This is a genomic window from Nostoc sp., assembly GCF_036917395.1.
Taxonomy (GTDB): Bacteria; Cyanobacteriota; Cyanobacteriia; order Cyanobacteriales; family Nostocaceae; genus Nostoc.
The window spans coordinates 75,356-99,093 of sequence record NZ_JBALDI010000012.1 but is presented as its reverse complement, the minus strand read 5'-3'; the positions used below and the strand labels follow the sequence as shown (position 1 = coordinate 99,093).

Annotated in this window: 22 protein-coding genes and 1 tRNA gene; 12 read left to right on the top strand and 11 right to left on the bottom strand. The window is 40.9% G+C overall.

Annotation, left to right across the window (positions count from 1 at the left end; all coding sequences use genetic code 11):
- Nucleotides 1-52: 52 nt before the first annotated feature.
- Nucleotides 53-244, bottom strand: a complete 192-nt coding sequence (locus V7K46_RS08030) for a hypothetical protein (protein ID WP_335112021.1) — start codon at nt 242-244, stop codon at nt 53-55.
- 985 nt (nt 245-1,229) lie between these two features.
- On the opposite strand from V7K46_RS08030, the gene thrC reads away from it, so the two are divergent.
- The 4 genes from thrC to V7K46_RS08010 all read left to right on the top strand — a co-directional run bounded on the left by thrC (nt 1,230) and on the right by V7K46_RS08010 (nt 4,478).
- On the top strand, nt 1,230-2,321 hold the full coding sequence (gene thrC / locus V7K46_RS08025; RefSeq protein ID WP_335112020.1) for a threonine synthase: 1,092 nt from the start codon (nt 1,230-1,232) through the stop codon (nt 2,319-2,321).
- A gap of 230 nt (nt 2,322-2,551) precedes the next feature.
- Complete coding sequence (locus V7K46_RS08020) at nt 2,552-3,142, top strand: chromophore lyase CpcT/CpeT (RefSeq protein WP_334871234.1); 591 nt, start codon at nt 2,552-2,554, stop codon at nt 3,140-3,142.
- Between the two features lie 574 nt (nt 3,143-3,716).
- A tRNA-Cys gene (locus tag V7K46_RS08015) sits at nt 3,717-3,787 on the top strand.
- A gap of 298 nt (nt 3,788-4,085) precedes the next feature.
- A complete protein-coding gene (locus V7K46_RS08010; protein WP_335112019.1) occupies nt 4,086-4,478 on the top strand; it encodes a hypothetical protein in 393 nt (130 codons plus the stop codon).
- Between the two features lie 99 nt (nt 4,479-4,577).
- Here V7K46_RS08010 and V7K46_RS08005 read toward each other — a convergent pair whose 3' ends face one another.
- Together V7K46_RS08005 and V7K46_RS08000 are read right to left on the bottom strand one after the other, a co-directional pair.
- Nucleotides 4,578-5,141: a hypothetical protein gene (locus tag V7K46_RS08005; protein ID WP_335112018.1), complete on the bottom strand. Its 564-nt coding sequence runs from the start codon at nt 5,139-5,141 to the stop codon at nt 4,578-4,580.
- 185 nt (nt 5,142-5,326) lie between these two features.
- A complete protein-coding gene (locus V7K46_RS08000) occupies nt 5,327-6,334 on the bottom strand; it encodes a type I restriction enzyme endonuclease domain-containing protein (protein WP_335112082.1) in 1,008 nt (335 codons plus the stop codon).
- 321 nt (nt 6,335-6,655) lie between these two features.
- On the opposite strand from V7K46_RS08000, the gene V7K46_RS07995 reads away from it, so the two are divergent.
- Nucleotides 6,656-7,525 carry an inositol monophosphatase family protein gene (locus V7K46_RS07995; RefSeq protein ID WP_335112017.1) on the top strand — a complete coding sequence of 290 codons (870 nt, stop codon included), beginning with the start codon at nt 6,656-6,658 and terminating at the stop codon, nt 7,523-7,525.
- Nucleotides 7,526-7,569: 44 nt separating this feature from the next.
- Complete coding sequence (locus V7K46_RS07990) at nt 7,570-8,547, top strand: 2-dehydropantoate 2-reductase (RefSeq protein WP_335112016.1); 978 nt, start codon at nt 7,570-7,572, stop codon at nt 8,545-8,547.
- Between the two features lie 196 nt (nt 8,548-8,743).
- On the opposite strand, the gene V7K46_RS07985 is transcribed toward V7K46_RS07990, so the two are convergent.
- Nucleotides 8,744-9,013, bottom strand: a complete 270-nt coding sequence (locus V7K46_RS07985) for a hypothetical protein (RefSeq protein WP_335112015.1) — start codon at nt 9,011-9,013, stop codon at nt 8,744-8,746.
- Nucleotides 9,014-9,208: 195 nt separating this feature from the next.
- On the opposite strand from V7K46_RS07985, the gene V7K46_RS07980 reads away from it, so the two are divergent.
- The 4 genes from V7K46_RS07980 to V7K46_RS07965 all read left to right on the top strand — a co-directional run bounded on the left by V7K46_RS07980 (nt 9,209) and on the right by V7K46_RS07965 (nt 13,689).
- Nucleotides 9,209-10,699, top strand: a complete 1,491-nt coding sequence (locus tag V7K46_RS07980) for an ABC transporter permease subunit (protein WP_335112014.1) — start codon at nt 9,209-9,211, stop codon at nt 10,697-10,699.
- Nucleotides 10,692-11,426: an amino acid ABC transporter ATP-binding protein gene (locus tag V7K46_RS07975; protein WP_335112013.1), complete on the top strand. Its 735-nt coding sequence runs from the start codon at nt 10,692-10,694 to the stop codon at nt 11,424-11,426. The genes V7K46_RS07980 and V7K46_RS07975 overlap by 8 nt, the downstream gene beginning before the upstream one ends.
- A gap of 252 nt (nt 11,427-11,678) precedes the next feature.
- A complete protein-coding gene (locus V7K46_RS07970; protein ID WP_335112012.1) occupies nt 11,679-12,296 on the top strand; it encodes a hypothetical protein in 618 nt (205 codons plus the stop codon).
- Nucleotides 12,297-13,104: 808 nt separating this feature from the next.
- Nucleotides 13,105-13,689, top strand: a complete 585-nt coding sequence (locus V7K46_RS07965) for an NADPH-dependent FMN reductase (protein ID WP_335112011.1) — start codon at nt 13,105-13,107, stop codon at nt 13,687-13,689.
- Nucleotides 13,690-13,694: 5 nt separating this feature from the next.
- Here V7K46_RS07965 and V7K46_RS07960 read toward each other — a convergent pair whose 3' ends face one another.
- From V7K46_RS07960 to V7K46_RS07950, 3 genes are all read right to left on the bottom strand, one after another.
- On the bottom strand, nt 13,695-14,066 hold the full coding sequence (locus V7K46_RS07960; RefSeq protein ID WP_335112010.1) for a sulfite exporter TauE/SafE family protein: 372 nt from the start codon (nt 14,064-14,066) through the stop codon (nt 13,695-13,697).
- A 24-nt stretch (nt 14,067-14,090) separates the two neighbouring features.
- The gene (locus tag V7K46_RS07955) at nt 14,091-15,056 is read right to left on the bottom strand and encodes an acetamidase/formamidase family protein (RefSeq protein ID WP_335112009.1); all 966 of its coding nucleotides are present in this window, start codon (nt 15,054-15,056) and stop codon (nt 14,091-14,093) included.
- A 98-nt stretch (nt 15,057-15,154) separates the two neighbouring features.
- A complete protein-coding gene (locus V7K46_RS07950; RefSeq protein WP_335112008.1) occupies nt 15,155-15,775 on the bottom strand; it encodes a hypothetical protein in 621 nt (206 codons plus the stop codon).
- Nucleotides 15,776-16,042: 267 nt separating this feature from the next.
- Between V7K46_RS07950 and V7K46_RS07945 the strand changes: the two genes are divergently transcribed.
- Both V7K46_RS07945 and V7K46_RS07940 read left to right on the top strand, forming a co-directional pair.
- Nucleotides 16,043-17,275, top strand: a complete 1,233-nt coding sequence (locus tag V7K46_RS07945) for a DUF4336 domain-containing protein (protein WP_335112007.1) — start codon at nt 16,043-16,045, stop codon at nt 17,273-17,275.
- A 462-nt stretch (nt 17,276-17,737) separates the two neighbouring features.
- Entirely contained in the window at nt 17,738-18,814 is a 1,077-nt protein-coding gene (locus V7K46_RS07940; protein ID WP_335112006.1) for an AI-2E family transporter, read from the top strand.
- Nucleotides 18,815-18,909: 95 nt separating this feature from the next.
- Here V7K46_RS07940 and V7K46_RS07935 read toward each other — a convergent pair whose 3' ends face one another.
- From V7K46_RS07935 to V7K46_RS07925, 4 genes are all read right to left on the bottom strand, one after another.
- Nucleotides 18,910-20,244, bottom strand: coding sequence for a GTPase family protein (locus tag V7K46_RS07935; protein WP_335112005.1), 1,335 nt, complete (start codon nt 20,242-20,244; stop codon nt 18,910-18,912).
- A gap of 105 nt (nt 20,245-20,349) precedes the next feature.
- Complete coding sequence (locus V7K46_RS07930; protein ID WP_335112004.1) at nt 20,350-20,502, bottom strand: hypothetical protein; 153 nt, start codon at nt 20,500-20,502, stop codon at nt 20,350-20,352.
- Nucleotides 20,503-20,754: 252 nt separating this feature from the next.
- The gene (locus V7K46_RS31970) at nt 20,755-20,916 is read right to left on the bottom strand and encodes a hypothetical protein (RefSeq protein WP_442939811.1); all 162 of its coding nucleotides are present in this window, start codon (nt 20,914-20,916) and stop codon (nt 20,755-20,757) included.
- A gap of 91 nt (nt 20,917-21,007) precedes the next feature.
- Entirely contained in the window at nt 21,008-23,683 is a 2,676-nt protein-coding gene (locus V7K46_RS07925; RefSeq protein WP_335112003.1) for a hybrid sensor histidine kinase/response regulator, read from the bottom strand.
- Nucleotides 23,684-23,738: the final 55 nt, after the last annotated feature.

Genomic DNA, 23,738 nt, shown 5'->3' with positions numbered 1-23,738 from the left:
GGAAAAGCGTAGGCGTAGCCCGTCGTAGACATCGCTTTTCTACTAAACTTATTTATTCTTTTTGGTTATTGTCGGCTAGACGTTGGTGCTTCAGGTTTTCCAACTGCTGTAACAGGGAGTCTACCTCTGCTTGTAAATGCATAAACTTAGCTTGCTGATCGTCTTGATAATAAGACTTGGTTAACTTACTGACCCAGTTAGTCTGAGATTCGCGATCGGAAACACTAGATAAACAAGTAGTCATCACTAATTAAATCCACAACTTAACTCACACCATTAGAAATATTATAATAATTCTCTTTTAAGCTTTATTACGATATTGGATATTTTAAATCAATTACTCTAATGGATTTTAGGTTCAATCATAAGAGACGGTGATCATAATCGCTGTGTTCCAAAGAAAACATTGCCCCAAGTATGCAAAGCTTCCGTCCACTCGACGGTACTTAGCAATACTTAATTCATAATCTGTCAAATATGGCTGTATGAATTATTGCTGCCGTCTCTTAGGAATTTACGCAAGAAATTACATGCAGACTATATCAAGAATTACGCAAAATTATGAAAAGATGTAAGGTGCAGCACTTGCCGTAGCCCTTCTCTTAAAGCTTGCTTAGCGCAGCGTCCCGTAGAGAAGGTAATAAATAAGACTACCGTAAAGGAAAGACAACCTGTTATTTATTTTACCTAGCTATTGAAGCGAACATGAGAAAATATACATAGACATGTTCGCGGAGCATCTCGCACAGAAGTAGCTTTTTGCAAGGTAGCGCCGTGTGCAACTTTCTTTCAAACCTAACCCCCAGCCCCAACCCTTGTAGCGTTGGGGAGCAAGAATCAAAGCTTCTCGACCTTTCGGGGAGAGGAATGGAAGCGGGATTCTAAGAATAAGTTGCACATCGCGTAAGGTAGGAATAAGAATTTCAGAGAGTTCTAACCTAAGTCCCATACATTTGCCGAGCATTTTTCATCCCGTCAGCATCCCCAGGCTAATTCGTTAAACCGAAGGTCGCCGTGGCGGTCTATGATAAACTGACATTCAAAATCAAATAAAAATGGCAAGTCAAACGCCTGCACCACAAAAAATAATATTCTTTTGGAATTAGGGGACTCTTAACTCTTAACTGGCAACGAAAAATTCACTTTCTTCCTCTTCCCCATTCTGCCCTTCCCTCCCTATACCATCCTCTCTAAATATCCAATCCTTACATTAAGAAATATTAAATCCTGTGACTTTGAGCCTGTCTGTTGCTAAATCTCATCGCCAACCCTGGCCCGGACTGATAGAAGCCTATCGCGAATACTTGCCTGTCAGCGAAAAAACACCGATTGTGACTCTGTTGGAGGGAAACACACCCCTAATACCAGTGCCAGCGATCGCAGAACGTATTGGCAGACAAGTGCGGGTTTTTGTAAAATATGACGGTCTGAATCCCACCGGCAGCTTCAAAGACCGGGGGATGACTCTGGCAATTTCCAAAGCCAAAGAAGCAGGGGCAAAAGCAGTAATTTGTGCCAGCACCGGCAATACTTCAGCCGCCGCCGCCGCTTACGCAAGGCGTGGGGGCATGAATACCTTCGTACTAATTCCCGACGGTTATGTGGCGCTGGGCAAGTTAGCCCAAGCATTAGTGTACGGTGCAGAAGTATTGGCAATTAAAGGTAATTTTGACCAAGCCTTAGAAATTGTCCGCGAGATGGCCGAAAGCTATCCGGTCACTTTGGTAAATTCGGTCAATCCCTATCGTCTAGAAGGGCAGAAAACAGCAGCCTTTGAAATTGTCGATGTGCTGGGTGATGCGCCAGACTGGCTGTGTATCCCCGTGGGCAATGCAGGGAATATAACAGCATATTGGATGGGATTTTGTCAATATCATCAAGATGGAAAGTGCGATCGCCTACCCCGGATGATGGGATTCCAAGCCGCAGGTGCAGCCCCCTTAGTACACGGTCAGCCAGTGGCAGATCCTGAAACCCTAGCCACAGCAATTCGCATTGGCAACCCTGCTAGTTGGGAGTTAGCTGTTGCAGCGCAAACCGCAAGTCAGGGAAATTTCTACGCCGTTACCGATGCAGAAATTCTCGACGCTTATCGACTTTTGGCAGGATCAGAAGGTATCTTCTGCGAACCTGCTAGCGCCGCTTCTGTAGCCGGGTTGTTGCAGGTGAAAGACCAAATTCCGACAGGGGCGACAGTGGTTTGTGTCCTCACAGGGAATGGTCTAAAAGACCCAGATACAGCCATTAAACACAATCACAGTCAATTTAAACAGGGTATTGCAGCAAAACTGGGCGCAGTAGCGGAGGCAATGGGATTTTAACCACTCTGGAACTAAGAGCGATCGTAATATCTAATTGAAAAATTGCGTAGACATTCGCGCAGCGTCTTGTAGAGAAGCCCACCATACCCTTTCCTACGGGACACTAGGGGCGAACGGGACTTGCTACGCGTAGCGGATGCACCAGAAGCGATCGCAGCCAGGATTTTTCAGTCTGGTAAGTGTCAAAATAATCTTAGATAATTTTTAAGCAACTACTTGATCATCTTGTAATGACTCATTCTACTGATATCGCCACCTTAGCCCGCTTGATGGCAGCTGACTTTAGCAATCAAGAACAAGCTTTTGAAAATCCGCCTTTTTATGCCCACATTCGCGTGTGTATCCGTCCCCTTCCCTTGGAATTGTTCTCAGGGGTAAGTTTGTTTCTCGAACAAGCTTACGATTTTATGCTCAATCAACCCTACCGGATGCGGGTAATGAAGTTGATTCCGGCAGAAAACCACATTGTTATTGAACACTACACGGTTAAAGAAGAACAAAAATTTTATGGCGCATCTCGTGACCCGGAACGTTTAAAAGTTTTATCCCTTGACCAATTGGAAAAAATGTCAGGTTGCAACATGGTTGTAGAGTGGACAGGTAATAGCTTCAAAGGCAGGGTTGAACCTGGTAAAGGCTGCATTGTAGTTCGTGACGGCAAAAATACTTATTTGGATAACGAATTTGAGATTGACGCTAAAGAATTTTTCAGCCTCGACCGGGGAAGGGATTTAGACACTGATGAACGTCTGTGGGGTTCGATCGCCGGGCCATTTCACTTTGTTCGCTGGGGTAATTTTGCCGATGAAGTGAAGGTGTAACAAGTGACCTTGAGGAGTGAATTAAAACTTATAACTCATTTGTTGTTGGTATAAGGTAGGAGGAAAGAGGATTTTAGCCTAGTCAATATACACATAGTTTGGTTTTATTTGCTGATAGCTATTTGTGTATATTATGTATCGGCTATGACATATTAATGCTATTAAGGGAAGCTCAGGAAGAACCTGGAAACAACTCAGGATGTTACAAATAACCTTGGTGATTTGTTTTTATGGATCAGGACTTACGCACGGGTCATGGAAGAAGGAACCACAGAGACACAGAGTACACGGGGGAATGAGAGTTTGAGAGGTTTTTTGCGTAAGTCCTATGGATAAATAAATATACATCATCAGAAATCCAGGCAGACTCCAGAGCTTCCATTAATCTGCTAAAGGTTGTTTGTGCTATAGTCAACCTCCTTAGCGATCGCCTAAAGACTACCAGAAACATCCAGTTAACCCACTATCTCTACCTCAGAATCCTATGCTATTATGGGTTAACTAGCGCCCTATGGCTACTGAATGCTACTAAGATAGCTTAGGAACATTAAAGTAGTTCAGGGAATCCTGCTGTGGCGGCATAGCCAAGTGGTAAGGCAGAGGTCTGCAAAACCTCCACCCCCGGTTCAAATCCGGGTGCCGCCTTTAAATAAATACAAGGATTACAGGGCTTATAAGTCCTTTTTTAATGGGAGTTTTAGGGCTTATTTCCAGAGCCTCTCGAGATTTTTGGGGTAATTTTGGGTAGTTTGGGGAAACAACTGAGGTAAAACTGGGGTAAACATGTAAGGCAAAGGTTTTTACCCCAATACACATTTCTGGGGTAAAACTGGGGTAACCATCAGAAGCGATCGCTCTACAATGGAAGCATATCAGTGATAGATACATTACTTTTGAGCAAGCAATTACAATCAGTATTAAAGGGTTAGCTCTTAAAGATGGATTGAAGACTCAAAACCAAAGACGTTTTCCGATTAATAATCAGCAACGTGAAATTTTAGACTCTATCAAACCTGAAAACTGTAACACAGATGATTTTATCTTTAGAAGTAAGAAAGGCGGCATAGTAGACTTTGGGGATTTTCTCAATCATGCTTGGAAAGGTTACAAAAATCACCGTGGTACACATGTAGATGGAATTGTAACTAAACTTGTAAAACAGGGTGTAGTCAGCGAATATCGCAAACCTTACCAATGCAGACACACTTTTATTACCCTTTGCCTAGAAGCTGATATTGATGCGAAGGATGTAGGAAGATGGGTTGGTAACTCTCCAGAAATTATTTACAAGCATTACGCAGGTAATAAACGTAACCTACAAGTACCAGAGTTATAAATTTGTTGAATTAAAATATAAGTGATCGCCTACAAAGCAATTGTGTCAATAAAAAATACGTAGATATTCCATTTTATATATTTAAATTGTTGTTCAAGTCTATTCTCTATCTGGAATGATGTCTTCGCCAAACTCACTAATTAAATTATTAAAACTATTGTCAGCATAATAACCTGAATGCCACAGATCATCTTCAATATCATCTATTTTTTGATCCATTTTTTTTATTTGTTCTGCAATTTCTATGAAAGATTCATGGTAAATTTTTATTTCTGAGGTAAGCATTTTTTTTAGTAGAATCTCTTCTCTATCTTTAGAAGGTCTTAAAGGAATGTAAGACCAAGTTGAAAAGCATCCTAAAGCATAACCTCCGAAGCACTTACCACTTTTCCAGTGTCCTAGAGAACCAAACTTATTATTTTCTATCCATTCTTTTTCTTCTGAATTTAAAGCTTCTACATTTAACGTTAAAAATCCTTCTTGGTTAAGCTTTATTTTTTTACAAATAGGCTGAATTATATCAATTAATGAAGGACTAAAGTATGTAAATAACTCAAGTTCATAACGAAATCTAGAATTAAGACTTTTATATTTTATAATTAAATGTTTACGCTGATCTTCTTGGTTTTCAAAGGTTGTATCAAAGAGATTTTTTCTAGCCATACTACATTATAAATTTTACACTGTATTATCTTAAAGGGTGCAATATGAAAACTGAAATTTTAAATATATGTCATTTTAATTTTAATCTAATTAGCCTAACCTCAGTAATAATACTATTAAATTCGATTCCTTAGTCCGTTATTAAAACTAAGTCTATATTGCCAAGAATTTAAATTTTACAGCATTCACGCACCAGCATCATAAATACTCCTTTGTCCAGAGTAATTCTCATAAATGTGCTGATAAAATTCCTGACACTTCTGTTCATACAGTTCAGCAGAATAACTCTGAGGTAATCTATCCAAACTATCCTTAATTGCCACTTCTATTGATGCTCTGGTTTGCTGTCTCTTCTTCCAATCCAAAACTAACTTCTCTTTCTTGAGAGTTTCCAATAATTCTCTTGCAACTTGTTTGAGTTCCTGTTCCTCTTTCCTAGTGAGTTTAATTTCTGGTTTAGTCAGTAAGTCAAAAATTGCTAGTTCTTCTTGAGTGAGATTTTTTGTGATCGCTCTTTTATCTTCAACGCCCAATTGTTGAGCAAAATTAATCAAATCATTGAAGAATATCTGCACGTTGCGTGAGTCAGCATTGTGTTCTGCTATCATCTGTTGGAATTTGTCCAGGTAGTTGATGCGAGTTTTATTTAACCTCACCATCTGCTGGAGTTTTTGCGCGATCGCAGTTTTGAGTTTTTCTGTCTCTGTTCTCTGGTAGTCGGTACTAGTAAATTTATTTTTTAACGCTACAAAGTCGATTTGACTTAAGTCGATGCGTTGACTGTGGGATTCCTGAATCACAAACTCTCCAGCAGTGATCGACAGATCCAACAGTTCCTCTACTTGTTCGATCACTTCGGACACATCAACTTCTGGTACTTCTGCGAGAATTTGGTCTTTGATTGCCTGCAAGTGAGCATTGATAGCGGTAAACTCATTAGCAGCAGGATCTAGGAGGATAGCTTTGTAGAGTTTGTTAGCGTTAGCTGCTAGGGAAAGATAAGTTTTTTTGGCATCATTATTAATAATGATAGATTCTACTGCATCTGCCCAAAATTTTGTGCGTGCAAAACCTTGTGCTGACTCCAGTACAGCAAAATCAATGCCTTTTTTGATACAGAATGTTGTGGTTTGGGCGATCGCTTCTCTCAATTGTGTTACTAAAGCTGTTTTAGCTTGAACTGGGGTAAAAATTTATTGAAAAGCTTGAAATACCTGCAAAAAGCTTGTTTTTCTTGGTCTAACCTCTGCCTTACCCCATCATAAATTTAGCAAGGCTTTAGCACAACTGGTAAAACCTAGATAAGTAGAAGCTTACTCAACTCAAACTTGATAGAGGCTTATTGAAAGAGCGATTGGGATTTGAAATTTCCCTATAGGCTCTTTGAGACACACAGATTAGAATAATATAGCAACGGTGGTATCATTGCATCCAAATGATACCGTAATTTTGTCTAGATATAGAATTCTATCGCCCTGCCAACGGTAGATTATTTCTGAAAGGAGTTTCCTGCAATGTCTACAACACCAACTACCCGACTAATTTTGGAGACTTTACTTCCCCATCTCAAAGTAGCAGCAGCTTATGCCAATTTTCTTCAACCAAAAATTGCTGCACTTCCGGCTAAAGAACAAGGCAAAAACTTTTTTGCTGCCGCCCTTACTGATGCAGATGTGGCTATTCAAAATCTAATAGAAGTAGTATTACTGGGCACTTTCCCAGAGATTCGCTTTTATGGTGAAGAGTATGAAAGTTCTAACAACACCAAGTATTTTCGTGCTACCGAACTAGGTTCACAAGGTGATTACTTAGTCACACTCGACCCGATTGATGGCACGAAGTTTTACATGGATGGACATTCTAATTACCAAATTATTCTCAGTATTCTAAATTCGGATGATTTTGAAGCAGTAATTGCCATTTCCCCTGCCGAAAATGTTTATTTTTACGCTTTTAGAGGCGAAGGTGCTTTTAAAGGGACGCTGGAAATGAGCTTAGAAGCCTGTGCCCCGTTACACATAACATCTGCCAAACCTTCTATTTTGTTGGGATGGGGAATGAATTCTGTCGCACCTTTACTAAAAGATCAATATAAATTAATTGATATAGCGACTGATTACTCTAGTGATATTCAAATTCCCAATCTCAATGGTATTCTCAGTGACGACTTGAGTGGAGCAGTTATCAAATCGGGCAAATTTATTGATAGTGCTGCACTCGCTTTTATTGCGAAAGAGGCTGGCTGGATTGTAACTACTCTGGACGGTTCGACTTTACCGCCACTGCACAGTTGTAAAAACTATAGCCTGCCTGGATTGATAGTAGCTGCCTCAAAATCTGTTCATCAAGACCTGCTGTCGGCGATGCAAAGCCTAGCTGTTTGAGGGTAAATAACTAATTAATTATTTGCTAACTATCCCTAAAAAAGATGAAAATCTGTATTGTTGGCGCGGGTGCGATTGGTGGATATTTAGGAGCAAAACTGGCACTGGCAGGTGAAGAGGTGACGCTAATCGCTCGCGGTTCTCATTTGGAGGCAATTCAAAAAAATGGGCTGAAGTTACTCATGGCAGACGGTTCCAGCCAAATTGCCACTCCGATGGCAACTAGTGATATTCAGTCAGCGGGGCCACAAGATGTAGTAATTTTAACTGTTAAGGCTCACAGTGTAACTGCGATCGCACCCTCTCTCCCTGCACTCTACGATCCTCACACAATAGTGGTGACAGCGCAAAATGGCGTTCCTTGGTGGTACTTTCGCAAGTATGGCAGTGAGTATGAAGGTACACGCATTCAATCTGTTGACCCAGATGGGATTATTGAAGCTAATATCGGTGCTGACCGCGCCATCGGTTGTGTTGTTTACCCAGCAACTGAGATAATTGAACCAGGTGTGATCAAACATATTGAAGGCGATCGCTTTACTCTTGGTGAAATCGACGGCACTAAAACAGAACGCATCCAATTATTGGCGCAGACTTTAAAACAGGCAGGATTTAAAGCACCAATCCGCAATCAGATTCGCACGGAGATTTGGATCAAATTGTGGGGTAATGTCGCGTTTAATCCGATCAGTGCCCTGACTGGTGCTACTCTAGAGGATATTTGCCGCTATCCCCTCACCCGTGAACTAGCGCGACAAATGATGAGTGAAACTCAAGCGATCGCTGAAAATTTGGGTATAAAGTTTGGCATCACTTTGGAACAGCGAATTAATGGGGCAGAAAATGTTGGTGCCCACAAAACCTCAATGTTACAAGATATTGAAACCGGACGCGCTACGGAGATAGAGGCGATTGTTGGCGCGGTGGCAGAATTGGGAAAACTTACTCAAATTCCCACACCTTATATTGATGCTATTTATGCCAGCGTCAAGCTGCTGGAAGCGACCAAAGTCAGAATTTGACAGTCCCGAAGTTTTCATGGGATTAGGCAGATATATTACCTACAGAAATGGATATTAGAATTTTTTCCTGCTGTATGTCAGATGATCTCCTGTAAATTACTTGTGATTACTGCGTCACCTCTCCCCCATCTTCTACCCTACTAAAGCTACCGTGTACACATAAGTCTTTTAAAGTTGCTACCTAACGTAGGGTGCGTTAATTTTTACAGGTCGATGCATTGGCATTGTAAGTCGATGCATTGGTATTGCAAGTCGATGCATTGGCATTGTAAGTCGATGCATTGGTATTGCGAGTCGATGCATTGGCATTGCGAGTCGATGCATTGGTATTGCGAGTCGATGCATTGGCATTGTAAGTCGATGCATTGGCATTGTAAGTCGATGCATTAGCATTGTAAGTCGATGCATTGGCATTGTAAGTCGATGCATTGGCATTGTCAGTTGATGCATTGGCATTGCAGAGCAAGATGTGGGGCAGCTTTAGAAGACTTATGTGTACACTGTAGCCTACTAGGGGAAGCCTGTAGCTTTGCTTTAGCTATAGGCGGGGTGAAGTTCTTTTATTATGGGAAATTCAGCGGACATGATATCACAGGTATTATCTGCTCGATTGATTTGACAGTTTAAGGTGCGGAATGGAGTTTATATACTTATCAAGTCCATGAAGAAAAAAAAAGTATGGCTATTAACGATACTGGTTGTAGCAGTAGTAGGAATCAGCATCATCACAGGACATAGTAATTCTCTAAAAGCTGCCTCATCTTTAGGTAAAGACACGCTGACGATAATTACTTCCCCAGATTATCCTCCTTATGAGTTTTATGATACGAAAGGAGGCGATCGCCAAATCATTGGCTTTGATATAGATATTGCCAAAACCCTTGCTGAAAAACTAGGGTTTAAACTTCAAATAATGGAATCCGATTTTAATGGATTAATTCCTGCACTCCAAGCAAATCGCGCTGACTTTGTAATGGCTGGGATGACGCCGACTCCAGAACGTCAGAAAAATGTTGATTTTTCAATTATTTATTACGAAGCTAAAGATACGATTGTCGCACCTAAAGGTAGCAACCTGAAGCAGCCCCAAGACTTATCAGGAAAAAAGGTTGGGGTACAACTAGGAACGATACAAGAACAAAATGCCCAGAAAATTGCTAAAAAAGTTGCGGGGATTCAGCTAAAGCAACTCAACAAAGTGCCGGAAGTAGTTCAGGAAATCAAATCTGGGCGAATTGATGCAGCAATTGTTGAGGATACTGTCGCTAAGGGATTCGCCCAAGCTAACCCAGATTTAGAATTTAATATTATTCCCTCAGAGGAGGCAAGTGGATCAGCGATCGCTTTTCCCAAAGGTTCTTCTTTTGTAGAACCGTTTAACAAAGTCCTTCAACAGATGAAGGATGATGGCACATTGAAAAAACTTGTAGCCAAGTGGTTTTCACTGAACACCGCCGCCAATCCTGCATCCTCAACTCCTGCTAAAGGCGGATTGAATCTCGACTTCACTAGAATTCTTCCAGACATTCCCTTTATTCTTCGGGGAATCCCTTTAACTTTGTTGTTTACGCTATTATCTGTATCCTTGGGGTTAATCTGGGGAACAATCCTGTCTCTATTAAAAATTATCGGCATCAAGCCGCTTACCTGGGTTGCTAACGCCTACACCTCTGTTTTTCGAGGCACACCTTTGTTATTACAGTTGGCGTTGGTTTACTACGCAACACCCCAGCTTACAGGCTATGACATTTCAGCATTGCAGGCTGGGGTGCTAACTTTTACCCTAAATTCTGGTGCTTATATGTCGGAAACCATCAGGGGTGGGATTCAGGCGGTGGATAAAGGGCAAAGTGAAGCAGCGATGTCTATGGGTGTTCCCTATTGGTTGATGATGTGGGATGTGATTTTGCCCCAAGCATTGAAGAATATTCTGCCAGCATTGGTAAATGAAACTATTGGATTGCTCAAAGATTCCGCGCTGGTGTCAACCATTGGGGTGGTGGAAATATTACGCAGCGCCCAAATCGTTGGTGCAAATAAGTATATTTATTTTGAACCACTGCTATTTGCAGGGTTAATCTACTATGTTTTGGTAATGGGTATGACGTTGGGTGCATCCGCTTTAGAAAGGAGGTTACGGCAAAGTGAGTAATGTAGTAATTCGCACGGAATTCTTATCTAAATCCTTTGGCAAACTCGACGTACTCAAAGATATTTCCACTGAGTTTTATCAGGGGGAAGTGGTTGCTATACTTGGCCCTTCTGGTTCAGGTAAATCTACCCTTCTGCGATGCATAAACTTACTAGAACAACCCACCAGAGGAAGAATCTACTTTCACGATCAAGAAATTACCAAACCCAAAGCAAACATCGCTAAGGTGCGCCAGCATTTGGTGATGGTATTTCAACATTTTAATTTGTTTCCCCACATGAATGTGCTGCAAAATGTCACCTATGCACCCATCAAAGTGAAAGGAATAAACAAGCAAAAAGCAGAAGAACATGGCTTAGAATTGCTTGCGAAGGTAGGTTTAGAGTCAAAAGTGTCTGTCTATCCGTCCAAACTATCCGGGGGACAGAAACAGCGAGTAGCGATCGCCCGTGCATTAGCAATGGAACCAGAGATGATTTTGTTTGATGAACCCACCTCTGCATTAGATCCAGAAATGGTCAAAGATGTGCTGGAAGTGATGAAAGCTTTAGCGCTATCTGGAATGACAATGGCGATCGTTACGCATGAAATGGGCTTTGCAAGAGAAGTTGCTAATCGGATTATGTTCCTCGATCAGGGAAGTTTAGCAGAAGATACTACTCCTAACGAGTTTTTTCAAAATCCTAAGTGCGATCGCGCTAAACAGTTCTTGGAAAAAATGCTTTAGAACAATTGAAATTCACCGCTTTTCTTGTATTCCTGAAACTTTTCCAAAACAAAGCGTTCATTTGACATTCTGCCTGTTCTGAATTTAATTCAGAGCAAAGAACAAAAAACTATAAGTAAGTTATAAAAACTTCAATTTATGAAAGGTAAGATATTACTACTCATTGTGTTTCTGTCCGTATTGGTACTCAGTTACTTAATATGTACCTTTTTTGGATATACAACCCTATGGAGATTGTGGCATATTCCTGTCATGATGCCAAACTTTGCTGATACTCGTGCAATCACAAGTGGTTCAGAGGCTAGTGTTCTAGGATATGATCCTTTATTTAATAATGTGCGAGATCCTTGGCATCGTCCTATGAATCTCTCAAGATTATGGAATGTTCTTTTTTATTTTAGATTGAACCAGAGCCATACTAATCTTCTAGGAACAATTTTTATAAGTTCATTTTTTTTGAGTCCTTTTATTTTTATTAAAAAGCTTGATAAACTGACAGCTTGTATACTTTCATGTGCCTTTATTTCCCCAGCTATAATGCTGGGTGTAGAAAGAGGAACACCTGACTTATTCTTATTTTTTATTCTGGCAATTGCTATAAGAGTAGGATGTTTTTCAGTAATAGCTGCATTATGTTTGATTATATTTGCTGCTTTTCTTAAGCTCTTTCCCATTTTTGGCATTGGTTTAATTTTAAAGGAAAAAATATCTCGATTTTGGCTTCTTTTAGCTATGACTTGTATGAGCTTTTTAGCTTATCTTCTTTTCACATTATCAGATGTCAAACAAATGATTAATGTGACTCCTAAAGGAACTGATATGTCCTATGGATATGATGTTTTTATATTAGCTTTAGAAAATCATTTTTAAAAATTAAATTATCTAAGTTTTTTAAAATTTATACTACCTATATTTTTTCATTTGTTATTATTTTTAATATTTACAATAGCTTTATTATTAGTATTTAAGAATTATAATTTAGATGAAAGTAAAATAGAAAAAATAAGGATATAGACTCTTTTAGAGTAGGGGCTGGTATTTATATAGGTACTTTTCTGTTTGGTCACAACTGGGATTATAGACTCATGTTTTTAATTTTTACAATTCCCCAAGTTGTTACATGGATAAAACAGAAAAACAGTCGTTACTTTTTAGCCGCATCAGTCACTTTACCGACAATAATTCTATCTTTCTGGTACTTAATTGTTTCTCGAATAATAAATTACTATTTAACTTTTCATTTAGGTTTTGTCATAGACGAGTTTTTCAATTGGGTAGTTTTCTCTGGTTTAGTTTATTTATTTTTAGCTTCTTTACCTGATTGGTTATACAAGAAAATGTACAAATTAGTTTTAGTAGTTCGTCAAAGATGGCAAATATTAGTTGGTTGATCAAAATTTCGTAAAGAATAGAGACGTAACAAGTTTGAACAAAAATACTTACAGGTAGTATAAGAATTCTATCTGATTTCTGAGCAGTTTTTCAGAGAAAACGCTGATAAAACTGGCTACTTTAGACTCAGTTTATTTTCAACAATCAAATTGGAGTTTTATGGTTTCAACCCATATTCTGCAGGTACGATGTTTATAAAGAAAATCTAAAGGTAACAAATAGCGATCGCCTGAAAACAGGATAATGCAGTTGAACTGGCCAATTTATTCCCATTCAACCTAAAACTATGGCATCTACACCTAAAATCCTCGCCTTTGCTGGCAGCACCCGGATTGATTCTTACAACAAAAAATTGGTAAAAATCGCGGCGGCTGGCGCGAAGGCAGCAGGCGCAGAAGTGACTTATATAGACCTCCGCGATTTGGCGCTACCTCTTTTTGATGAAAATTTGGAAGCTCAAGAAGGACTACCTGCCAACGCCCGCACTTTTAAGGACTTGATGATTTCTCATCAAGGATTGCTGATTGCTTCGCCTGAATATAACAGTTCACTCACAGCAGTTTTGAAGAACGCCATTGACTGGGCATCCCGTCCATATCCAAATGAAGCACCTTTGGCTTTGACTGCTTTTGCAGGTAAAGTCGCTAGTATTATGAGCGCTTCCCCAGGCGCTCTTGGTGGTCTGCGGGGGTTGGTTCACCTGCGGTCTATCTTGGGAAACATGAAAGTTTTGGTACTTCCCGATCAGGTAGCCGTGCCCAAAGCTTACGAAGCCTTTAATGCTGATGATACGTTAAAAGATCCTAAACAGCAGCAATATATTGAAAAGCTAGGAGATGGCTTAACAAAGATATTGCTGAAGCTTAATTAAACTCTTTAATTTGGCAGTAAATAACGAATACCTATCATTAACACAAAGATGCCATACAGCTTTTTCATTAACTCGGTGCTAATAAACGGCTGATTTGCAAACAATGCCCCGAAGAAGTTACCCACAATTAAACCAACTGCAATAATCAGGGCATATTTGATATTAAGATTACCGTTTTGGTGGTAAACTAAGGCTGCTAAAATGCCGATTGGCAAAATTTGAGCAGCCACAGAAGTTCCTGTAGCTAACTTCTGATCTAAACCAATTACTAATACCATTGCCGGAATCATAATTGCGCCGCCACCAATACCAAACATCCCGCCAGCAACGCCAGAAATTAAACCGATTAACAACAGTTGGATAAAGATATTAGACATAAAAAATGGTCGCCAAATTACAAATTAGAAATTAATATTTTTGGAGAAGATTGATTTTGGTAGCATTCCATGCACACCTTTTTGAGGATTGTTGACAACTTGAGTAATATGAAAATTCACAGCTAAACTACACAATACATAAGCGTCTTCTGGCGACAAATTTACGAAGCGTTCCAGAAAATCAATCATGTTTTTTAAAGCTTGTTCTAAGGCTTCATCTAAGGTTTGAGCAAAGCCCATTGTGATGATATGAGTTGGAGTTTCAGCAATTGGTGTTGTCAGTTGTAAATCCTTGCGAAGTTTGAGGGTAATTCTACCGTTCATCGAAGTTTCAATGGCGGTAACATTCACTTCGCCGTCTCCTTGTGCAGAATGTCCATCACCAATAGAAAATAATCCACCTGGTACAAAAATTGGCAAAAATAAACGAGAACCAGCTTGCAGTTCCCGATTGTCAATATTACCACCGTAAGAACCTGGTGGGACAGAAGTTCGAGAGGTTTCTGGAGTAGCGACACCAAGAATTCCAAAAAACGGTTTCAGGGGAATTTTTATGCCAGCACCCGCCGGAAATTCTGCGATATTGTTTGCTAAATCTAGAGGAATGAATCTCAAAGCAGGTTGAGGAAACTGATGTGGTAAAGCTCCCCAACCTGTACGAATGGCATTGAAGCCGACGGGTAAACGAGGTGCGATCGCATCTAATTGTACTTCTAAAACATCCCCTGGTTCGGCATCGCGTACATAAATCGGCCCTGTGAGTAAATGCGGCCCCCCGGCAATTTTGCGTTCTGGTAGAAGATTTTGGCAGATGTCGAGAAATTCTGGTGTGATAAACTCAGGTGGTGCTTTGTCATAAACGTAGTAACCAGTATAAGTTTCTACGTCAACTGTATCGCCTGAATTAATAGTGAGTACTGGTTCTAGCAGATGGGAGAAACCACCTAAATGCACAGTTTCTTTGGTAGCTTTTAAAATATAGTGAGTCATATTATATCCGCCTAATCATTACTAAAAAAAACTCTCTGCGTCAGAGTATCTTCCTAAACAATAAGTCTTCAAGCTGTTTATCAACTCCCGTCATTCCGTCAAACCTCAGATGAAAGGATGCCTACTAGTACTCGTACCAAATCTTCTAAACCTTCAGGAACACGATAAAGTTTAATATCTTCTGTAATTAGCTTCTGTTGTCTATTGAGTGTACCAAATTTCCAGTCATCTCCATTAGTAACTGCGCCAAATAAAATTGATGATTGATTATCTAGAGACTGATCCAGAGCTATTAATTCTACTGCTAGCTGTGTAAACCCCCTTCTGATATCTGATTGTTTTGCTTCAATCACCAATAGTGAGTTAGATTTATGTAAGTAATAATCCAAAGTGCCTTTGAGCTTTTCATCCACATTAAGTGGATATTCACTATATAGTTGAGCTTTTGTTTGATCGCAGATTTCAGCAAGGATAGGAGCAATCATAAATTCTCTGATTGATATCTCAGCCATCGGATTAAAAAGCTTTATATTGCGCTGTAAATAATTTTGTAAAAATTCTAAATAGCTAATATTAGCAAAGTGTCTTGGTAATTCTAGTTCTGTGCGATCGTAGCCGTACTCAAACTCAGCTACTACATCTATTGTTGGGTTAGGTAATAAAAAGTATTGACTAAAAGTGTAACTTTGCTCAGGTTTTAAAATTTTATATTTGCTCATGATTTTTTATCGTGTATGAACCATGCCGGATATAATATTACGAATACGTAACTTGCTTCTCGCCATTCGCGTAGCGTCTCGTAGAGAAGGCGAGTCAGACGCTACGCACAGTTGCTAACACAACTCTTGGAGACGCCCAAGGGACGCAATCGAGCGTCATTACGAATTAGGAATTGGTATGATTATCTCAACAATTTGCTAAACTCCAACTTTGTGGAGAGCAAATAAAAACAATTTGAACATCGGGAATTTGGAGGGGGTTGCAGAGTGGCTGATGATCAACGCATAGTCAATACACAACAGATACATCCAAAAGACTTTTCGTGGAAATTATGGCCTGTTGTGCCACTCTACCCATTTGGTAGGCGGCAGACAATCCGCAAAGAAGTGATTAAGGGCACAATCTGGAATTTTGACCAGATTCAGGGCATTCTCTATGTTGTTGTACCGATTCGCATGACTGTAGTTAAGCTAGAAGCCGGGGGTCTTCTCGTCTATGCGCCTGTTGCACCAACCCCAGAGTGTATTCGGCTTGTGAATGAGTTGGTGGCGGAACACGGTAACATTAAATACATTATTCTGCCAACTATCTCCGCTATAGAACACAAAGTCTTCGTCGGCCCCTTCGCTAGATATTTTGGGACTGCACTGGTGTTTGTGGCTCCCCATCAGTGGAGTTTCCCGCTAAATCTCCCCCTTAGCTGGCTTGGCTTACCCTCAAAACGCACTCAAGTACTCCCAGAAGATAGTAGCAAAACACCCTTTGCTGACGAGTTTGATTATGCAATGCTGGGCCCCATCGAGCTTGGGCCTGGTCGGTTTGCGGAAGTTGCTTTTTTCCACAAGCGATCGCATACTCTTTTAGTAACAGATTCTGTGCTTTCTATCCCAGAAGATCCACCTGCGATCGTTTTATTAGATCCATATCCCTTGCTATTCCATGCCAAGGATCATGCTTTTGATATTGTTGCAGACATTGAAGTAAATCGCCGTAAGGGTTGGCGGCGGATCTCGTTGTTTGCTTTGTACTTTCAACCAAGCACACTAGATATACGCCAATGGAGTCAAGTATTGCAAGATGCCTTGAAAGCACCAGAACGTTCAAGGAAAGCTTATTTTGGATTGTATCCCTTTAAATGGCAGTCAGATTGGCAGCGATCGTTTGATGTGCTGCGAGGGAATGGGCGTTTGTTTGTCGCACCAATTTTACAGACGCTGATTCTCAACCGCGCACCCAAAGAAACCATTGACTGGGCTGATAAAGTTGCTAGTTGGGACTTTGAGTGGATTATTCCCTGCCACTTTGATTCACCGATTAAAGCCGAGCCGCATCAGTTTCGCCAAGCTTTCTCTTTTTTGGAAAAGCAGCCTGCTGTCAGTAGGGGTTTGTTCAGCAGTAGCAGCTATCCCTTACCAGAGGAGGATTTTAAAGCACTTAAGAACATTGATGCAGGTTTAAATAAGTTTGGCATTGTGCCAGCAGCAAAGGAAAAAGTGTAGGAGAATTTTTTGTAACTTTAAGAAAGTGATTATTGATGATTGAAATTTCTATATCTATGACAAATGGAATAAGACTCAAGTTAGATGATAAAATATCTGAATCAATAAAAATCACTTGCTCAAGAGGAAATATATTATGTTAAGTATACTTTAGGGTATTGTTGTTGCACAGATTGCTTTTTGAGGATTAGGCTCGTATTTCATATTGCTAGAAATTTAATTCATGCAGTATTCCTTTTAGCTATTGGGCTTGCAATTTACAGTTTTTTCAAGGTGCGTAATGTGTAAATGAATAACTCATGACAGTCAAAATTTAGTATTCAGAAGTAAAACAGGCTTTCTGGTTGACTTTGAGATCCAATTTGTGTACTTCAGTAACAGGAATTACGCAAAAATCGGTAAAAAACTCAATTTATCGAACCATAATTTAAATAATGATCAACAGAAGAATAAGTGACAGTAATGGCGAATCCTAGAGATACAGAAAGTGGATGGTCGCAGTTAACTCGTGGTGCACCATTGGCAGTAATGGTAGCTGTGATACTCTACATCCTATACCAACTTTTACCAGTATTAGAACTTTTAACTATTGCAGCATTGATTGCTTTAATTTTGCGAACGTTATTACGGTTTTTGCAAAAGTTAGTCAAATCACAGGATCTTGCTGTTCTGTTATTAATTGGATTAATCGTCGGATTTGTTGTAGTATTAGCTACTGTAGTCTTACCAAGTGTGACGTTTGAGTCTCAAAAATTAATAAAAACATTACCAACTTATCTCAATAGATTGACAGGAGATGTTGAGCAACTACGTCAGAGATTCAGTTTTATTCCGGATATTTCCCAAGCACTAATACAACTACGGAACTTGACCGACCAGTTACTGGCTGGAGTACCAGTTTTCTTAGGTGAAGCTTTGAGTTTAACTGTGGAGTTGGTAGCGACGTTAATTCTAGCGCTTTACATGGCTTACGATCCTAATTCCTTAGTGAAAGGGATTTTAAGATTAGTACCAAGGCGACATCATCCACGGTTTAAACGAATCCTTAAGGCTTGCGAGACAAGATTGCGGGGCTGGATTTTTGGGACAGGGATAGCGATGATATTTCTGGGTGTTGGAGCAGCCTTTGGACTTTTGATTTTGGGAATTCCGTCAGCCCTGCCATTTGGGATTATTGCAGGTTTATTTGAAATAATTCCTTACTTTGGTTCGATTATTGGTGCTTTTTTACCAGCATTAATAGCACTGAGTATTTCACCGCTAAAGCTAATATTTGTGCTGATACTTTTCTTTGTAATGAATCAAGTAGATGCCCATGTTGTTCAGCCTGTGGTGATGGGTCAGCAAGTTAATATTCATCCGGTAATGGTGATTGTGACATTTCTGGTAATGGGTAAGCTATTTGGATTTATTGGTATACTGCTTGCAGTGCCTGCGGCAGCGGTGATAATTACGCTGATTGATGAGTTTACGCTTGAAGAACCGACTTTAGAGCAAGTAGCAATTGAAAGTAGGACAGATGTGAAATTGAACGACTAAATGAGCAATTCTTCAGCTAACTATTAGAAGCCATAGTTGATCAAGGTAAACGCACAGGAATTGCGAAAAACATGCTGGATAAGGATTATTGAGTCTTAACGTTTGATTCCCTTAAACCGTTCTTGCGCCGCCTGGAACGCTTCTTGCATCACCAACTGAATTTTTTGGGGATCAGGTTTCTTTCCTCCCATTAAATCACCAAAGTAAACGCAGGCAGCTTCCCCTAACGCCCAGGTATAGGCGGCTGCCCAAGAGGCTGCGATCGCACTACCAAAACCTGGTATAAATTTAATTAACTCCCGGGCAATTGCCTGTGCTAAAAAACCACCTGCGATCGCACTCACAACGCCTCCCGCCTGAGATGGCGTAAGTGTCTGCCCATATAATTTACCCAACAGACCCACCATTGATCCTTGCAAGGCAGTGAGTACGGGCATTGTGGCAAATGGCAGAGGTACAGCCGCGACGGTGGCAGACATAATCGCAAATGGCAAAATATAACGGCGGGCAGCATCTCGGTAAAGGTTGCCAAGTTGCTTACCAGTTTCTTCTTGATCCAAAAGCTGATAAATCGCCTGGGCTTCGGCTTCTGGGAGTAATTCTGCCAGGGAATCTCTCAGCGCTTCTAAGCCATAAAATACCGGAGTGTAACCATCTTCTTCTAAAGTAAAGTCAATTCGTACAGAGCGGTCAGTTATTGCGGCAAAGGCTTGTTGCATTGCGCTAAATGCGCGGTTGACTTCCTGATAATCTGGTGGATAGGCAGGATGATCGACGATATCGCCAGGATAAACCTCGTGCAAGCAGGTAACTACCAGCAGACAGGGAATATTTGGATACTGCTGGCGCAACTGTTGAGCAATTTGTCGTAGCGTGTCAGTTGCAAAATCATTGATTTTAACGGTGAGAAGCAGGATTCTGGCGGAACGAGTCTCTTTTTGTAAATCGCCAACTAACTCCTGAATAATTGCCTGAGTATCTTGTTTAACATCACCTAGTCCGACCGTATCAGTAAAAATCAATAACGGCAGGTCATTGGAAGGATAGGCATAGCGTTGGGTGTGTTGCGTGTGGGGACGAAATCCCTGACCAACAATATCGGCAGATACTCCTGTCAATCCCCTGACAATTGAACTTTTTCCGGCTTGGGGTTTACCAATCACGAGGGCTTCTGTGGTTGGCAGTTCGGCTCGGACTTTCTCTAAAATCTCTGCAACCTGAGCCTCGCTTACACTAAACCATTCAACAACCGTTTGTGCCACTTGTTCTACGGGTAAGAGTTGCGTTAAGCGTGTTGTTGCGTTGTTCCAGACACCAGCAATGCGGTTTGTCCAGGAATTATCGACCGACTTGGTTGTTGCTTTATCGGTCGGTTTACTCAATTGCTGAGAATCAGTTGACGGTGAGTCAGCATCACGTTGCTCAGTCATTTCCATCCAAACGGTAGATAGCTGTCTTTAATTTAGGACACTTTATAGTGTTTAAGATTGAAATTGTTGATAGATAAGACCCTTTTACTCATTTTATAGCGATTCTCATGCATGATAACCAGTATCGTTAGTAGTGTTATAAATCTGGGCGATCGCATTTTGGAGGTAGCGGTGGCTCACACTTTTAGAACACCAATTCAGTAATCCTGGAAGAACCTCTCCCTCAATCCCTCTTTGAAACGGAGCTACAGTGTACACACAAGTCGAATTACCCCCCTTAATCCCACGCCACTTACAACGGAGGGAACCTCCGCAACGCAGTGGCTCCCCTTGGAAAGGTGGGAAACAGGAAATCCAGTTCCCTCCCCAATGCATCGGGGAGGGTTAGGGTGGGGTAAAACCTTAATTAATCATCAGCTATTTCAGACTTATGTGATACACCGTAGCTCCGTTTCAAAGAGGGGATGTTTGGCTTCCCCAACCCTACAAAGGTGGGGGATTGGTTTTTGATTACTGAATCGATGTTCTAGACGAACCGTCGCCGTAGAAGAACGCTAGCACCAGCAAATCATTGTATCGGCTGACAATGCGATTGCATCGGCTGACAATGCGATTGTATCGACTGACAATGCGATTGTATCGACTGACAATGTGATTGCATCGACTGACAATGTGATTGTATCGACTGACAATGTGATTGTATCGACTGACAATGTTAATACAACACTAAAGTTATGGAAAGCCTCTGGGACACTTACTTATATCAGCTTGGCTCAATTAAATCAGCGATCGCTTTCAGCAATACATCTGGATCTACTGGTTTAGAAATATGCATTTGAAATCCTGCTGCTAGCGCTTGCTGTTGATTCATTTCCCCTGCATAAGCGGTCAAAGCGATCGCTGGTACGCGTCCTCCTTGTTGAGGCGATCGCGCTCTCACTTCCCGCATTAGCATATAACCGTCTGTCTTTGGCATTCCAATATCGCTAATTAAAACATCTGGTATCGACTCAGATAGCGCTTGTAATGCTTCCTGTGCTGAAGATACGGCGGTTACTTCTGCACCGTAGTCTTGCAAAATAAAGGTAATTAAGTCGCGGATATCGGGTTCATCGTCTACCACCAAAATTTGAGTGTTTGAAAGGAGCGAGGATTCCGGCTCAGAATCTAAAGACTCATTCTCTTCACATCTAACATCTTCACTTCTGACTAAAAGGGGTAGCTCAACAGTGAAGGTTGCACCCGATCCTTCTCCAGGACTTTCGACTTGAACTTTTCCCCCATGCATTTCTACAACCTTACGCACGAGCGCTAATCCTAAACCTAATCCCCCAAATGTCCGAGTAGTTGTGCCATCAGCTTGGCGAAAGTAATCAAACACATAAGACAAAAAGTCTGGCGAAATTCCCTTACCTGTATCACTGACCTGAATTTGAGCCTGGTTAGCAGCTTCCATAAGTCGAATTTCTACCCGTCCTCCTGTTGGTGTAAATTTTACTGCATTGGAGAGCAAGTTCCACACAACTTGTTGCAGCCGATTTGGGTCGCCCATCACTTGTCCCAAAGTGGGAGCAAATATGGTCTGAATTTGAATTGACCTAGCTTGTGCGGCTAGTTGTACTGTCTTTAGTGCTGCTTCAACCACCATTACCAAGCTTACCGGACAGATATTCAAGTTTAATTTTCCTTGGAGGATGTGAGACACATCCAACAAATCTTCAATTAGCTGGGTTTGTAACTTGGCGTTGCGTTCAATGGTTTCCAAGGCGTGGTTAGTGGTTTTTTCATCAAACTTGCGAGTCCGCAGCATTTTTGACCACCCCAGAAGGGAGTTGAGTGGGGTTCGCAGTTCATGTGAGAGAACCCCCAGAAATTCATCTTTAATTTTGTTGGCGATTTCTGCTTGTTGGCGTGCTGTTTTTTCTCGTTCGAGGAGGCGATCGCATTCTTTCTCGGCTAATTTGCGTAAGCGAAGCTCGTCGTAGACATCAGTAATATCCAGTACAAAAGCAACACCATTATTTTTGGAGTCATTCAGCAAGGCTATCCCCAAAACAATTGGGACTCGCTTCCCGTTGGGGTGGAGGTACTCTTTCTCATAAATTCTGGAAACTCCAGTGGCTTGCACTTCCAAGAGGGCGCGATCGTCTAAATCCTTATACTCGACAGGAGTAAGTTCTCTCCAATTAATTCTCCCTAAGGTGGCAAACTGATTACGAGTGTAGCCAGCTAGTTTAAGAAAGGCATCATTGGCATCAATAATAAAGCCATCCACATTCCAAAAAGCGACCCCAATCAGATTAGATTCAAATAAACGCCGAAATCGCGCTTGACTTTCACGTAATGATTTTTCTGCGCGTTTGTGTTCGGTAATATCGTGATAAACACTAATTACGCCTTCAATAGTTTGATTAGAATTCCGTAATGCTGTGAGGATGTATTCATAATAATGCACTCCATCAGCGGTAAGATATTCACACTGATCCTTAATCGGCTGCCCAGTTTTCATCACAGCTTGTCGTTGATTATCTACCTGCTCTACAAGGTCTGTAGGTAAATCCAGTTCTTGCAAAGTTTTTCCGATGATATCCTGGGGCTTTAAGCCTAGTAAAGTAGCTCCATCACAACTGACATACTGATAGCAACCTCTGCGATTAAAAATGTAAATGTGATCTACCGATGCAGTGAGGATAGCATTTAAAATATTTGCCTGTTCTTGGACTTGAGTTGTTAGTTCACGAGTACTTTCTTCTGCCTGCTTGCACACAGTAGTTTCCATACAAACTCCGATCATTCGCACCGCTTGTCCCTGATCGTCATAAATAAATTTTCCCTTGGCAGAAATCCAATGTACACTTTGATCTAATCGAACTATGCGAAATTCATTGTTGTAGTCAGTCTTTTGTCTTAAAGCCTGGGCAATAACTTGCATTACAGATTGCCTGTCTTCACGATAAACGCACTTCAGAAACGCCTCATAAGTGCCCTCAAAACTCCCTGGAAGCAGACCAAAAAGCACTTCATGATTTTCAGACCAGATAACTTGATTGGTAACAATATTCCAATCCCACAAGCCCATCTGGGAAGCATCTAGAGCTAGCCTGAGCCGTTCTTCACTCTCCCTCAGGGAGACTTCTATCTGCTGTCGCTGGACAATTTCTTGTTGGAGTTGCTGTAAACTCACCGCCCCATCTATTGGCAGATTGAAGGCTGTGGATATTCCTTGTTGAAGATGCGATTTAATGCCATACTCGACAACTTGAATCTGAGGATTCTGTGTTGCTGTTGCCAGTTCTGTTTCTAGTTTTGTTAGTTGTTCCTCAAGCGCTGCTTGCCTTTGTTGATAAGATATTTCTGATTGCTCTAACTCAGCCACACGCTGCCGCAGAACTGCTAATTCATCAGTGACTTGAAAGTTAGTTTTATCAACATTTGGCATCTTATACACTGCTCATAACTAAACAATACCGATTTGATGAGTAGGCATCCTCTAG

Excerpts from the sequence above, each read along its gene's own strand:
- V7K46_RS07955 (WP_335112009.1), bottom strand. The coding sequence starts at position 15,056 with ATGACTCACTATATTTTAAAAGCTACCAAAGAAACTGTGCATTTAGGT.
- V7K46_RS07935 (WP_335112005.1), bottom strand. The coding sequence starts at position 20,244 with ATGACTGAGCAACGTGATGCTGACTCACCGTCAACTGATTCTCAGCAA.
- V7K46_RS08020 (WP_334871234.1), top strand. The coding sequence starts at position 2,552 with ATGACTCATTCTACTGATATCGCCACCTTAGCCCGCTTGATGGCAGCT.
- V7K46_RS07950 (WP_335112008.1), bottom strand. The coding sequence starts at position 15,775 with ATGAGCAAATATAAAATTTTAAAACCTGAGCAAAGTTACACTTTTAGT.
- V7K46_RS08005 (WP_335112018.1), bottom strand. The coding sequence starts at position 5,141 with ATGGCTAGAAAAAATCTCTTTGATACAACCTTTGAAAACCAAGAAGAT.
- V7K46_RS07960 (WP_335112010.1), bottom strand. The coding sequence starts at position 14,066 with ATGTCTAATATCTTTATCCAACTGTTGTTAATCGGTTTAATTTCTGGC.
- V7K46_RS07990 (WP_335112016.1), top strand. The coding sequence starts at position 7,570 with ATGAAAATCTGTATTGTTGGCGCGGGTGCGATTGGTGGATATTTAGGA.
- V7K46_RS07925 (WP_335112003.1), bottom strand. The coding sequence starts at position 23,683 with ATGCCAAATGTTGATAAAACTAACTTTCAAGTCACTGATGAATTAGCA.
- V7K46_RS07995 (WP_335112017.1), top strand. The coding sequence starts at position 6,656 with ATGTCTACAACACCAACTACCCGACTAATTTTGGAGACTTTACTTCCC.
- V7K46_RS07980 (WP_335112014.1), top strand. The coding sequence starts at position 9,209 with ATGAAGAAAAAAAAAGTATGGCTATTAACGATACTGGTTGTAGCAGTA.
- V7K46_RS07940 (WP_335112006.1), top strand. The coding sequence starts at position 17,738 with ATGGCGAATCCTAGAGATACAGAAAGTGGATGGTCGCAGTTAACTCGT.
- V7K46_RS07970 (WP_335112012.1), top strand. The coding sequence starts at position 11,679 with ATGATGCCAAACTTTGCTGATACTCGTGCAATCACAAGTGGTTCAGAG.
- V7K46_RS08030 (WP_335112021.1), bottom strand. The coding sequence starts at position 244 with ATGACTACTTGTTTATCTAGTGTTTCCGATCGCGAATCTCAGACTAAC.
- V7K46_RS07965 (WP_335112011.1), top strand. The coding sequence starts at position 13,105 with ATGGCATCTACACCTAAAATCCTCGCCTTTGCTGGCAGCACCCGGATT.